General features: G+C 48.0%; 12 protein-coding genes and 1 riboswitch. Of the genes, 2 read left to right on the forward strand and 10 right to left on the reverse strand.

Annotation, left to right across the window (positions count from 1 at the left end; translation table 11 throughout):
- Nucleotides 1-25 precede the first annotated feature (25 nt).
- The 5 genes from licT to tenA form a co-directional block, all read right to left on the reverse strand.
- A complete protein-coding gene (gene licT, locus TRNA_RS42165) occupies nt 26-859 on the reverse strand; it encodes a BglG family transcription antiterminator LicT (protein WP_003186505.1) in 834 nt (277 codons plus the stop codon).
- Nucleotides 860-1,053: 194 nt separating this feature from the next.
- Nucleotides 1,054-1,788 carry an energy-coupling factor transporter transmembrane component T family protein gene (locus tag TRNA_RS42170; RefSeq protein WP_003186507.1) on the reverse strand — a complete coding sequence of 245 codons (735 nt, stop codon included), beginning with the start codon at nt 1,786-1,788 and terminating at the stop codon, nt 1,054-1,056.
- Complete coding sequence (locus TRNA_RS42175) at nt 1,785-3,377, reverse strand: ABC transporter ATP-binding protein (protein WP_003186508.1); 1,593 nt, start codon at nt 3,375-3,377, stop codon at nt 1,785-1,787. Before TRNA_RS42175 ends, TRNA_RS42170 begins: the two co-directional genes overlap by 4 nt.
- On the reverse strand, nt 3,352-3,951 hold the full coding sequence (locus TRNA_RS42180; protein ID WP_003186510.1) for an ECF transporter S component: 600 nt from the start codon (nt 3,949-3,951) through the stop codon (nt 3,352-3,354). The genes TRNA_RS42175 and TRNA_RS42180 overlap by 26 nt, the downstream gene beginning before the upstream one ends.
- Entirely contained in the window at nt 3,948-4,634 is a 687-nt protein-coding gene (gene tenA, locus TRNA_RS42185; RefSeq protein WP_009329941.1) for a thiaminase II, read from the reverse strand. The genes TRNA_RS42180 and tenA overlap by 4 nt, the downstream gene beginning before the upstream one ends.
- A gap of 111 nt (nt 4,635-4,745) precedes the next feature.
- Nucleotides 4,746-4,850: riboswitch (TPP riboswitch) on the reverse strand.
- A 202-nt stretch (nt 4,851-5,052) separates the two neighbouring features.
- On the opposite strand from tenA, the gene TRNA_RS43995 reads away from it, so the two are divergent.
- Complete coding sequence (locus tag TRNA_RS43995) at nt 5,053-5,211, forward strand: hypothetical protein (protein ID WP_003186513.1); 159 nt, start codon at nt 5,053-5,055, stop codon at nt 5,209-5,211.
- Between the two features lie 51 nt (nt 5,212-5,262).
- Here TRNA_RS43995 and aceA read toward each other — a convergent pair whose 3' ends face one another.
- From aceA to yhfH, 3 genes are read right to left on the reverse strand one after another with little or no spacing between them, the layout of a single operon-like run.
- Nucleotides 5,263-6,534: an isocitrate lyase gene (aceA, locus tag TRNA_RS42190; protein WP_003186515.1), complete on the reverse strand. Its 1,272-nt coding sequence runs from the start codon at nt 6,532-6,534 to the stop codon at nt 5,263-5,265.
- 14 nt (nt 6,535-6,548) lie between these two features.
- A complete protein-coding gene (gene aceB, locus TRNA_RS42195) occupies nt 6,549-8,138 on the reverse strand; it encodes a malate synthase A (protein WP_003186517.1) in 1,590 nt (529 codons plus the stop codon).
- A gap of 42 nt (nt 8,139-8,180) precedes the next feature.
- Nucleotides 8,181-8,318, reverse strand: coding sequence for a protein YhfH (gene yhfH, locus TRNA_RS43510; RefSeq protein WP_003186519.1), 138 nt, complete (start codon nt 8,316-8,318; stop codon nt 8,181-8,183).
- A gap of 204 nt (nt 8,319-8,522) precedes the next feature.
- Here yhfH and TRNA_RS42200 point away from each other — a divergent pair, with 204 nt between their 5' ends.
- A complete protein-coding gene (locus TRNA_RS42200; protein ID WP_011201772.1) occupies nt 8,523-10,604 on the forward strand; it encodes a glycosyltransferase family 39 protein in 2,082 nt (693 codons plus the stop codon).
- 152 nt (nt 10,605-10,756) lie between these two features.
- Here the strand turns inward: TRNA_RS42200 and TRNA_RS42205 are convergent, their stop codons facing one another.
- Together TRNA_RS42205 and TRNA_RS42210 are read right to left on the reverse strand one after the other, a co-directional pair.
- A complete protein-coding gene (locus tag TRNA_RS42205) occupies nt 10,757-12,697 on the reverse strand; it encodes an FtsX-like permease family protein (protein ID WP_003177730.1) in 1,941 nt (646 codons plus the stop codon).
- Complete coding sequence (locus tag TRNA_RS42210; protein ID WP_003177734.1) at nt 12,687-13,448, reverse strand: ABC transporter ATP-binding protein; 762 nt, start codon at nt 13,446-13,448, stop codon at nt 12,687-12,689. Before TRNA_RS42210 ends, TRNA_RS42205 begins: the two co-directional genes overlap by 11 nt.
- Between the last annotated feature and the right edge of the window lie 99 nt (nt 13,449-13,547).

Genomic DNA, 13,547 nt, shown 5'->3' on the forward strand with positions numbered 1-13,547 from the left:
CAACGCTTTCATTTGATATCATCCTCTATTTTTGATGAACGACTCGCTCGATATGAATCGTCAAATACAGAAGCTCTTCGTTTGTCAGCTGATGACCGTATTCTTTTTCGATATACTGCCTGATTTTATTTGTACAAACATAAGCGTCCCGGTACTTATTTTTGACGGTTTCAAATAAAAAGTCGTCCCGGCTTTCCATATAGGTTCCGCTGAACAGCCGCTGGGCGAAAAATTTCAAATGGGTAATGAAGCGGTAATAGTGAAGCGATTCTTCGTCAAATTCGATATGAAAGTGATACTTGACGATGCTTAAAATCTCCTGCATGACTTTCGTAATATTGACGATGTTCGGCATTTCTTCATTCAGCTCGGCGTTTACGATATGGAGCGCGATAAAGGCGGCTTCATCCTCCGGAAGAGCTGTCCCCGTCTTCTTTTCAATGATGGCCAGCGCCTCTTTGCCGATGGCGAACTCATCTTTATACAGCCGTTTCGTCTCCCAAAGCAGGGCATTTTTAATATCCAGTCCCTTTTTATGCCGTTCGACGGCGAAATGAATATGGTCGGTCAGCGAGACATAAATGCTGTCATTCAGCTTTTTGCCGAGCTTTAATTTCGCATAGGAGATAATTTCTTCAGACATTTCCATAAATTCAATTGGAATTTCGTCCAACAGCGTCTTAAACCTTTCTGATACATCTTTATTATCAAGCCTGAAAATCTTCTCGATTCTCGATTCATCCACCGCTTCGCCAGGCTTTTTTTGAAAAGCGATTCCCCTGCCCATGACCACTAATTCCTGACCCTGTTCATTTAAAACACTGATCACATTGTTGTTGATCACTTTGGCAATTTTCACATCGCGCCACTCCCATCTTTTAAGGGGATTTTTTTATACTTCTTTTTTCAAATGGTACACATTGATTGTACAACCTTTTTGGCCTAGGTCAATATATTTCAGTCAACGTCCGAAATGTTTGCATTTTACAGAATGCCCGCCTGTACCCGGGTTTATAAAAAAAGAGCCGCAAGGCGGCCCTGTAAAAAACCTTCTTAAAAAGTGAGCAAAATCCCCGCTGCGACTGATGCCAGACCCGCAAAATATACGAAGTCTTTTCCGGAAAGCCCCGCTGTTTGATAGTAGGTGCGGTCTTTTGTACCGGTAAACCCTCTCGCTTCCATGGCAACGGCGATTCTTTCCGATTTGCGGATGCCTTGCGAAAACAACGGCAGCGCATAGCGAATAAACGCCTTCCAGCTGTTTTTTTGCTTATAGCCCCTGATTTTGTGCGCCGCCTTCATTTGCGAAAGCTCCGACTGAAAAAGCGGGACAAAACGGAAGCCGGCCAGCAAGCCATAAGCCCATTTAGGCGACAATCTGCATTGATGAATCAGGCTCATAATAAACTGCGTCAAATCGGTTGTTGACGTAAACAAGAGACCGTATGTGACAAAGCCGAGCATCCGCAGCGCGATTGTCAGCCCATTGCCGACGCTTTCCTCGGTAACGCGGAACCAGGCCCATTCCCAAATCGTTTCCTCGCCTTTCCCAAAAGCGGCCATCATCCAAAATACGAGAATAAAAAAAATAAGATAAGGCAGCAGCCGTTTACTTAAATAAGACAAAGTCCATCCCCCGAAAAAAATCCCGATGACAACCGCAAACAGCCAAATGAAAAAAGTCGGTTTCGGATTTGAAACAAACATGAGAATGCACATGACCAGGAGGTGGGAAAAGAGCTTGGCGCTCGGGTTCAATGCCGAAAGAAGTGAACCATTGCTTTTCATACGGGAACCCTCTCCTTTCTTTCGTGCATGAACCGGTAGTGAAGCGGCGGTATCAATGAAAAGCGGCGGACCAGGTCTTGGTCAGAGAACAATTGATACGGCGTTCCTTGATATGCCGCTTTCCCTTGATGAAATACGATGACCCGGTCGGAGTGCTCGTCTACGATGTCCATGTCATGCGTCACCATCACAATCGTCGTTCCCCGTTCCTGCCGCTCCTTTAAGCGCTTGATCAATTCTTTTGCCGTCTTTTCGTCCTGACCGAATGTCGGCTCGTCAAGCAGCAGCAAATCCTGGTCAAACAAAAGCATCGTCGCAACGCTTAAACGCCGTTTCTGCCCAAGGCTTAATGTAAAGGGATGCGCTTTTTGATGACCATCAAGTCCGAATTCCTGCAGCAATTCAGCCGTTTTCCTTTCGACCTGCTCCTCCGGCCAGCTCCGCTGTCTCGCTCCGAACGCGATCTCGTCAAACACCGTGTCCCGAATAAATTGAAGCTCGGGGTTTTGAAAGACAAAGCCGGCCTTCTCGTAAAGCGTACGATCGGACCATTTCTTCAGCTCCCGGCCCTCCAGATAAATGCGCCCTTTTTTGACCGCTTCAAGCCTGATCAGACTTTTTAAAAACGTACTCTTTCCGCTGCCGTTCCCGCCGATGACGGAAATCCATTCCCCTCTTGGAATCTCCAGGTTGATGCCGTCGGCAACGATCTTTTTCCGATAGCCGATCGCCGCGTCCTCTGTGCGGATCAATATGTCCCTGTCTGCTGACGGCCTGTTTTTCGCTTCCTCCTCTTTCATTTTCAATGTAGAAGAGAGCTTGACGGCGAGCGGATGATCATCTTGTGTGGTAACATCTTCCCATACTGCGGGGTACAGTTTGGGCTGCCAGATGCCTGCCGCTTTCATTTCCGGCTGAAAATGTTTGACGATTTCTTCCGGCTTTCCATCAGCGATGATCTGTCCCTTTTCATTGAAAAGGATGACTCGGTCCATCCACTCGATACAGCCGTCCAGCACGTGTTCGACGAACACCATCGTCTGTCCGCTTTTTCGGGAAACGTCGCGGAGCAAGGCAAAGATGTCTTGCCGGCTGGCCGGGTCCAGCTGCGCCGTCGGCTCATCAAAAAACAGCACTTCAGGCTCCAAAGCGAGCAGGCACGCTAATGCCAGCCTCTGCTTCATACCGCCTGACAAGGTTTCGATCGGCGTTTTCTTATCTATCTTTAAACCGACCAGCTCCATCAGCTCCGAGATGATGCGGTCCATATCTTTTGGCGGAACGGATCGATTTTCAAGGCTAAACGCGATTTCCTCATCAACATGAAGCATGCAAAACTGCGAATCCGGATCCTGAAACATAACGCCGGCGCTCTTTCTGCGGTTGACCTCGCCTGTGACTTCAGCTTCGATATGTTCAGGAATGATGCCGGAAAGCACGGACAACAGCGTCGATTTTCCGCTTCCGCTCGGCCCGAGTATCAGCACTTTTTCTCCCTGCTCAATCGACAGCGAGACCCGGTCCAAGACTGTTTCAGGACGATGATAAAAACGGACGGAAAGGTTACTGCATCCGAGAAATGAACGCATCGGCATCATCCTTCTTCCGGTGTTCTTTCATGATCTCATACTGGTTCAGGACTCCCGTTTTCGCAAGCGCTTCGACAACGGCTTTTGCCAGCCAGCCGCCGAGTACAATGCCGCTGATGATTTGGATGATAAGCGTCAATATCAGCGTTTGCGTCGTATAGTAGGCAAAACCGTTTGCCATCAGGCTGTATGTCGCGCTCCCCACCGCGGCTAGCGCACCGGAAAGCATAAGGGTAAACAAGTTATAGCGCTTATAGCGAAAGATCGCAAACGCGATTTCCGCACCGGCTCCCTGGAACACACCGATTAATAATGCTGAAAGCCCAAAATGGCTTCCGGTCAGCAGTTCGACCGCCGCAGCTGCCGTCTCGGCAATCAGCGCCGCACCCGGTTTACGGATGATATAAGCGACAATCGGGCTGGCGATCACCCATATGCCGAACATAAAGTTCGCTCCGACGGGCCCGACGATAGCTGAAACAGGGATCCACAAGGTAGACCACCCTAAATAAATGACGCCGCATGCCACAGACAAGATGACTGTCATGACGACTTCTTTCATGTTCCAATTCATCGTCTCACCGCCCCCATTTCCACAGGCCAATCTTCAACCGTATAAGCCATCTCCCAAAAGCCGTATTCAAGCTGACAGCTTTGCAAAAAGAGCTCCTTCATTTTTTCTTTTTCAGCCTTGCCCGCTGTTTCGGCCCATTCATCCAGGCGGGCGCAAAACTTTGTCGTGATTGAATCCGTTCTGTTTCCGTAAAAACAGATCCAGTCATAAAATGGATGCGATGGATCAGGCTGAACGTCCTTCATCAGTTTTTTTCCGATCTCCCAATATGTCCATGGACAAGGCAGCAAGACGGCTAATATCTCTCCCAGCGTACCTTCGTGCGCCGCCGTCAGCATATGGCGGACATAATGATGGGCGGAAGGCGCAAGCGGATAGCCCTGCAGAGTTTCGTACTCCACCCCAGCGGCCCGGCACAGGTTTTTGTGCGGGTGCACTTCGCTGTCTAGCACAAATGAAATCTGCTCATGAAACATTTCCATATCTTTTCGATTTTGACACTTGGAAATCGCAATTCCGTAGATTTGAATAAAGGCATTCAAATACTCGTAATCTTGCTTTACATAATGAATAAGCTGCTCCTTTTCCAGCCTCCCGGACGCCAGCCCCAGTACAAACGGATGCTCAAAAATGGCTTCAAAAATAGGGTCTGCCTCGCGGCGAAGTTCTGCGGAAAAACTCATGTAGATAGCCTCCTTAGCAATCGGTTTTATAGGAAGGCACAGGGGGGCAAGCGGCTTTATACGCAAAAAAGCCGCCCCAAAATGGAGCGGCCTTAGTATGATGAAATCATTAAGACACCGGCTCCACTTCCCTACGCTAGTATGAACTAGATCAGGTTCAAAGGGTCCAAGATCGCTTCTTGTCTCAGCCGGCTTACGGCTCCCCTAGTGGACTTCCTATTACATTAACTTTTACTCTACACATCAATGGTTATGATGTCAACCTGAGTTTTTCAGTTTTATTCTTGTATAGAACCGCCGGGTTTCATACAGAAAGTCGGCAATCGGAAATATTTGTAGAAAAATATAAATTTTCTGAAACCTTTTCCGGGCTTGTTCGTCTTATATAGTGAAGACAAAAAATTTGGAGGGGATATTTATGATGATGTTTATCTTGATTTTGACAATGGCCGTGTATTTGTTCTATTCTTTCAGCAAAGACAACCGGCCGGCCAAAACAAACAACAGGAATCATCAGACACTGACTGTTATTAGGGAAAACTCTTTTACCGCCCCTTCCAATGATGTCAATTGCTAACTTGATAGACAACAAGCAAGCCGCCCAATGACGGGCGGCTTTTTCACGTTTTTATGATTGAAACTGTTCCGCTTCAGTCGATCCCTTCAGTGCAGTGGTTGATGAAGTCCCGCCTGTCACAACCTGGGCGACTTCATCAAAGTAGCTCGTTCCGACTTCGCGCTGATGCCTTGTCGCCGTATAGCCGTGGACTTCGCTGGCAAACTCGGCCTGCTGCAGATCAGAGTACGCCGCCATTCCGCGGTGCTTATATTGGCGGGCCAATTCAAACATGCCGTGATTTAAGGCGTGGAAGCCCGCCAGTGTGACAAATTGAAATTTATAGCCCATTTCACTGAGCTGTTTCTGGAAGTTCAAGATCGTGTTGTCATCCAGTTTGGCCTTCCAGTTGAACGAAGGGGAACAGTTGTAGGCGAGCAGTTTGCCCGGGAATTTTTCATGGATCGCCTGTGCAAACCGGCGGGCTTCTTCAATATTCGGCTCAGACGTTTCACACCAGATCAAATCGGCATACGGCGCATACGCCAAGCCTCTGGCAATCGCCTGATCAAGGCCAGGCTTTGTTTTGAAGAACCCTTCCGCTGTTCGCTCTCCCGTCAAAAACGGTGCATCATATGAATCGACGTCGCTTGTGATCAGGTCTGCCGCATTCGCGTCCGTGCGGGCAATAAGAATGGTCGGGACTCCCATCACGTCTGCGGCGAGGCGCGCGGCAATCAAATTACGTACCGCTGTTTGCGTCGGAAGCAGCACTTTTCCGCCCAAATGCCCGCACTTTTTCTCAGACGACAGCTGGTCTTCAAAGTGAACTCCCGCGGCGCCGGCTTCAATCATACTTTTCATCAGCTCGAACACATTCAGCTGCCCGCCGAAGCCCGCTTCAGCGTCGGCCACAATCGGAGCAAACCAATCGATGTCTTCCTTTCCTTCCATATGGTGGATTTGATCGGCGCGCTGCAGCGTGCGGTTGATTTTTTTGACGACTTCCGGGACGCTGTTTGCCGGATAAAGGCTTTGGTCAGGATACATGCTCCCTGACATATTTGCATCGGCAGCCACCTGCCAGCCGCTTAAATAAATCGCTTTCAATCCGGCCTTTACTTGCTGCATGGCTTGGTTTCCGGTCAAAGCGCCCAGCGCCGGGACGAAATCCTCTGTATGGAGAAGCTTCCACAGCTTTTCGGCGCCGCGCCTTGCAATCGTGTATTCAATCTCGAGCGTGCCCCTCAGCCGAATGACGTCTGCCGCCTCATACGGCCTTGTGATCCCTTTCCAGCGTTCATCATGCTCCCAGCTTTCTGCGAGTTGTTTTTCTTTCAGCATCGCACATTCCCCCATTATATATTTTCATAAGCCGGTATCGTTAGAAACTCCGCGAATTCATCATCCAAAATCAGCTGTTCAAATAACTGTCCGGCCTCTTCAAACCGGCCGCTCCGAAAATGTTCCACGCCTGCTTCATCGATGATTTTCTGCATTTCTTTCTCTTTCATCATCTTGACCATTTCCGCGGTGACTTTCCGGCCATCGTCAAGAACTCCTTTCGGATGGCGAATCCATTGCCACAGCTGGGCTCTGGAAATCTCCGCCGTTGCAGCGTCCTCCATTAAGTGGTCGATCGGAGCGGCGCCTCTGCCCGACAGCCATGAAGCTAAATAGCGGATGCCGGCGCTGATATTGGTACGGACGCCTGCTTCTGTAATTCTGCCTTTCGGTACTTCCAGCAAGTCTTTTTCCTCGACCTTTACGTCTTTCCGCTTTCTATGAATCTGGTTCGCCGACGGCATATGCTGATTGAATACATCGAGCGCCGTTTGAATCATGCCGGGATGCGCGATCCATGTTCCGTCATGGCCGTCTTTTACTTCACGTTCCTTATCTTCGCGGATTTTGGCAAATGCGGCTTCATTGATCTCAGGTTTGTCTTTAGCGGGAATTTGCGCCGCCATTCCCCCAATCGCATGGACGTTGCGTTTATGACACGTTTGAATCGCCAAGAGGGAGTAGGCTCTCATGTTGGGAACTGTCATCGTCACGGCTGAGCGATCTGGAAGAATGACTTCATCCCTGTTCCTGAATTTCTTAATAAAGCTGAAAATATAATCCCACCTGCCGCAGTTAAGCCCGGCTGAATGTTCCTTCAATTCGTAGAGGATTTCATCCATTTCAAAGGCCGCCAGGATCGTTTCAACGAGAACCGTCGCTTTAATCGTGCCCTGCGGAATGCGCAAGTCGTTTTGCGCATAAACAAATACGTCGTTCCACAGCCTTGCTTCCAGGTGGTTTTCGATTTTTGGAAGGTAGAAATAAGGGCCGCTTCCTTTTTTGATCAGCTCTTTTGCGTTATGGAAAAAATAAAGACCAAAATCGAACAGGCTTGCTGACACGGGCCTGCCGCCGATCAGCACATGCTTTTCTTCCAAGTGCCATCCCCTCGGCCTGACCATGATAACGGCGGGGTTCTCTTTCAGCTCATAGCGTTTGCCCTGTTCATTCGTAAAAGAAATCGTCCCGCGGACCGCATCCCGCAAATTAACCTGGCCTTCAATGCAGTTTTTCCACGTCGGCGAGTTCGCATCTTCAAAGTCGGCCATAAAGACTTTCGCTCCTGAATTTAAAGCGTTGATGACCATTTTTCTGTCGACCGGGCCAGTGATTTCAACCCTGCGGTCCTCCAAATCCCGGGGGAGCGGCGCGACTGTCCAGTCCGCCTCGCGGATGTGCTTCGTTTCCGCCAAAAAACAAGGGTTCTTCCCTTGATCAATTTCAGCCTGCCTGATCGTCCGCAAATGCAGCAATTCCCGTCTTCTTCCCCCGAAATGGCGTTCAAGACGTCCGATAAACTCCATCGCTTCTTTTGTCAAAATCTCTTCATAATGCGGATTTATCGATCCGGTTATATGAATTCTCTTCTCCTCTGTTTTCATGTCTCCCTACCCCTTTACATGCTTTGTTATAAAACAGTTTGCCTACTCGCCTTTTTTGGCAAGACAGCGCTCGCATTCCATGAAGTAAGATTCAGCCTGCTCCTCCATCTTTTCGCCGCATTCAGGGCACGTTTTTTTCGGAAGCGTTCTGAAAAATTCCATCGGACTTTTCAAGCTCATTTGTATAACCTCCTTTTTATAGAACAGTTTTATGTTTTATATTTCTGTTGTAGTACAGTATACAGCGCAAAAATGAAAATGTACACACCTTTTTCCAAAAAATATTTATTTTTTTCCATTCAAACAAAAATAGATTGTTCTCTTTTTATTCATAGCTTGTTCATATTTTTCTTCTAGAATAGGGAACATAAAGAGGTGAAAGTGATGATGAAAATAAAAAACAAACAACTTGATGTCATTCTGGTTCTAATTTTGTTGGCAGCTCTTATTCTGAATACATATAACATTTGGCTGGACGATGCCGCCAACCAGTATTACTTGGCAGCAGTCAAAAGCATGACGCAAAGCTTCCACAATTTCTTCTTCGCGTCATTCGACTCTTCCGGATTCGTATCAGTAGATAAACCGCCTGTCGTTTTATGGATTCAGACTATATTTGCGAAAATCTTCGGCGTGCATACGTGGAGTGTGATTTTGCCGCAGGCGCTTGCAGGGGCGGGTTCCATCTATCTGCTTTACGCACTGATAAAGCCGAAATTCGGAAAAGGCGCCGCCCGCATTTCAGCGCTGGTGATGGCGCTGACGCCGATCGCGGTCGCCGTAAGCCGAACGAATAATATCGACAGCATGCTCGTCTTCACGCTCCTACTTGGTACATGGTGCCTGATGAAGGCGGTCAAACAAGGCAGGCTGATCTGGCTTCTCGCTGCATTCGGTCTCATCGGCCTCGGATTCAATATGAAGATGTTTCAGGCATTCATGGTGCTTCCCGCGTTCTTGCTGTTTTATCTCATTGCGGCCCATGCGAATTGGAAGAAAAAAATCGTTTCAGCGGTTTTATCGCTTATTGTCCTCACCGGCATTTCGCTTTCTTGGGCGCTTGCGGTCGACTATACATCAGCCGACAGCCGCCCGTATGTCGGAAGCAGCCAAACCAACTCTGTGCTTGAACTGGCTTTCGGCTACAACGGCACTGAGCGGCTTCTCGGCCAGACGACGGGCAACGCCCGCGGCGATATGAACGGCTTTGGAGGAGACATGCAGCAGCCGAACGGCAATGCGCAAGCTCAGAACGGAAACCGTTCGTCCGGCGGCTCCAATGGACAAAACGGCGCGATGCAGCCGCCGGGTGCGGGCGGTTCGGCAGACGGCAGTTCTCAAGGGGCAAACGGCGGCAGCCAGCAGCCAGCCGGAGGCGGACCGGGCGGAGGCAACGGCGGTCCCGGAGGCAATGGCGGCCCAGGCGGAGGTCAAGGCGGCGGACAAAGCATGAACATGTTCGGCACCGGTGACGCAGGACCGCTGAGGCTCTTCCAATCGGCTTTATCGGGCCAAATCAGCTGGATGCTCCCATTTGCATTATTAGGACTGCTCGGCACGATCATCACCTGGTTTCGCGGCCGCCGCGAAAAAGCAGGCGAAATGAAAGAAACGATCTTTTGGTCTGCATGGCTCGTTCCTGTCGCCGGGTTCTTCAGCATCGCCGGATTCTTCCACCACTACTACTTGATTATGATGGCGCCGCCGATCGCCGCTCTGTCAGGAATCGGATGGTACGCGATGTACGGCCTTTACAACAATCATAAAGACTGGGCAAGCTATCTGCTGCCGGCAGCCGTTCTCACGACAGCAGCATTCCAAGTGTACATTTTAAGCGCTTATACAAACCAAATCGGCAGCGCTTGGATGTATGTCATGGGAATCCTGGGGCTGGGTGTCACCATCGCCTTACTAATGCTGAAGCGACGCCATCCATTCGGAAAGCAGCTCACCATCATCAGCTTGTGCGTGCTTCTTTTGACACCGGTCTATTGGTCGGCAACACCGATCCTTTACGGAGGGAACAGCGTTCTTCCTGAATCAGGGCCTCAGCTGCAAAGCTCCAACGGAGGCGGAATGTTCAGCTCGGACGTGGACACAGGACTGCTCACATACCTCCGGGAAAATAATACCGGCGAAGAGTACCTTTTCGCGACATTGACAACGGTAACCGCAGCCACGTATATCATCAATGCCGACGAAAATGTCATGGCGCTCGGAGGCTTCAACGGCACAGACCCGATCCTGTCGGTCAGTGAACTGAAAAACCTCATCAAAAAAGGAAGAGTAAAATACTTCCTGATTAGTGAAAACTCAGGCAACAGCGAGCTCGTCTCCTGGATCAAAGAAAACGGAACCGAAATTTCGTCTGACCAATACAGCAGTACAGACAGCTTCGCACAGCAGGGTGCAAGAGGCGGCCCAGGCGGCGGACAGCGGCAAACGCTCTACAAGGTTGAGCTGTAGAAAATGAGGAAGCCCATCGGATGAGTCCGATGGGCTTTTGATTATGCTTTTCTGAAAATAACCGGCGGATGATGTTCAATATGGTAAAGGAGTTTTTCTCCATATAGGGTCATCGTTTTCATTCAAGCGACGCGAGATTCCACATGACTCAGCTACAGCGCCGACTTGATCACTTTCTTGCCGTAAAGAACGGAAAGCAAGCCGAAAATAGAGTACAGGACGGTGTACAGCACCATCACGATGATCATCGGCGTCCACAGCTCTGCCCCGAATAGGAACCAGCCGGACTGGACGGCGAAGTAGCTGTGAGACAGGCCGATAACTAATGGAATGCCGAAGTTGTAGATTTGTTTGATTCGTATCCCCTTCAACAGATCGTTCCGTGTGAAACCGAGTTTTCTCAAAATCGTGTAATTCGGTTTCTCATCTTCGCTTTCGTCCATTTGTTTAAAATATAGGATGCATCCTGAAGTGATCAGAAACGTTAGTCCTAAAAAGCCTACAATAAACATGGCAAGGCCGAAAAGCGATTTTTGAGCTGTGCTTGCATCAAGGAGCGATAAATGCTGATCGTTTTGATTCACTGTTGCAAACAGCTCATTTGCCTGCTGAAGCTGATCTTCATGTTTTAAATTGATTCCGTAAAAAAGGCTCGGCTTCTGCTGCAGCTTTGGATCTTTGTCTTGGCTAAGACGTTTAAACAGCGCATCATCTACAACGGCAACAGGCAATCCGCCGCTGGTAAAGTTGAAGGATAAAAGAGACTCTTTTTTCAAGCCTAAATAGTTTAATGGGATTGTCTCATGCCTGCTCTTTACCTTAACGGCACCGGTCTCTTTTAAAGCCATAAATTTCTGGAGAAGGTCGGTATATCCTGAAAAAATGACGTCTCCTTTTGGCACGTCCATCCCGGCAATCTCTGCATCGCTGACCACGGCGAGGGGCAATTTCCCCGGGTCTCCAGCCATATTTTCAGGATCTCCATCGACAATTTGTTCCAGATTAAAAACCGCTTGAATGACATGAATTTCTTTTTTGCTGTAGGAAATGTTATTTTCGTCCAAAAGTTGTTCAAAACGCTTTGCATCCTTTTGATTTGTCATGGCGAAATCAGCCGCCACGTTTTGTTCGGCGGTTTTCTCTGCAGAATAGTACGAAATATAGCTCAAGGATAACAATCCGATCGCCAGCGCCGAAACGGTGGTAATGATTGTTAATAATAGGGCGTTTGATTTCATCCGGAACATGATCGATGAAAGGGACAGCACTTCATAAATATTCAAGTAGCCTCCTTTGCTTTTGCGGATGATGTTGGAGACAAAGCTGACCGATCCTTTATAGAAGAGGTACGTTCCGATGATGACGGTTCCGAGAATAAAGCTCATCGCATAAAACAGCTCATCTACGGTCTTGAATTTTCCGCTGAAAAGCTCAGTGGATACATAGTATCCGGATAAAATAAACAAGATGCCCAATAAGCCGATGATCATTTGGAAAACGGATATTCTCTTTACCTTATCCTCCGTAGCTGATGTCACTTTAAATAAAGATAAAATGCTCTGCTTTTTGATAAACGCATAATTCATCACCATTACGAGAAGGTAGATGCCGCAGAATACAATGACGGTTTGCACAAGCGCTTCGACGGAAAAATTCAATTTGGCTTCGGCTTGAACATCTACAATTTTAAACAAAATCATGAGCACGAGCTTTGAGATCGAAAACCCGGCAAACACCCCAATGACCAAAGAGCCGAAATACAGCATGACATTTTCCAAGCTTAAGATGCGGAAGATTTTTTGCTTCCTCATGCCGATTAATTGGAATAAACCGATTTCTTTGCTTCGTCTTTTGATAAATATCGTATTGGCATACAAAACAAACACCGCTACTACTGCCACAAGGAGAATGGAAGCTGCCTTCAAAGCCGCTGCGCCTTTTATCGATGCCTTCACTTCATTGATCGCTGGATCATACTGGAGCGTAACAAACGCAAAATAAAGCGCTGCGCTGAAGATCAACGCAAACACATAAAGGTAATAGTTCCGTATATTTTTTTTCAGGTTGCGGATGATCAGCTGATTAATGCTCATGCTGAACCCCGCCTAACACGCCTTGCGTCTTCATGATGTCCTGGAAGAACATCTGCCTGTCCTGTCCGCCTTTATTCAGCTGCGTATAAATTTGTCCGTCTTTAATGAAAACCACTCTGCTGCAGAAGCTCGCGGCGACGGGATCATGGGTAACCATAACGATTGTGGCCCGGCGCTTTTGATTTAATTGGCTCAGCTTGTTTAACAAGTCTGATGCGGATTTCGAATCAAGCGCACCGGTCGGTTCGTCAGCGAAAATAATGCTCGGCTCATGAATAAACGCCCTGGCTGCTGATGTGCGCTGTTTTTGCCCCCCGGAAATTTCATTCGGATATTTATCCTTCAGCTCGAAGATGCCTAATTCTTTCGCGACTTCCTCAAACTTTTGACCGGCTTCTTTTTTTGATATTTTCGTAATCGACAGCGGCAGAAGGATATTTTCTTTCACTGTCAGCGTATCGAGCAAATTGTATTCTTGGAAGATAAATCCTAAATGCTGCTTCCTGAACTCGGCAAGCTGTTTTTCCTTCATATTCGTCATCTCAGCTTGGTTGATGTTAATCGTTCCGCCGCTCACCTGGTCAATAGAGGACAGAACATTGAGCAATGTTGTTTTGCCTGAACCAGACGGGCCCATAATACTGACAAATTCCCCCTTTTGAATCTGAAGGTCGATTCCCTTTAACACTTCGTGTTTATTGTGCTTATTTCCATAGCTTTTTCGTATTTTTTTCGCTTCTAAAATCATCATTTTAAAATCTCCTTTTTACTGGATATTTTTATTATAGAAAGGAAGGCAGCCGTTTTCCTTCGATTAAGCGAACAAAAAAGAAAAGCGTGTGACATTTTT

Origin of the sequence: Bacillus licheniformis DSM 13 = ATCC 14580 (genome assembly GCF_000011645.1) — a bacterium.
GTDB lineage: Bacteria > Bacillota > Bacilli > Bacillales > Bacillaceae > Bacillus > Bacillus licheniformis.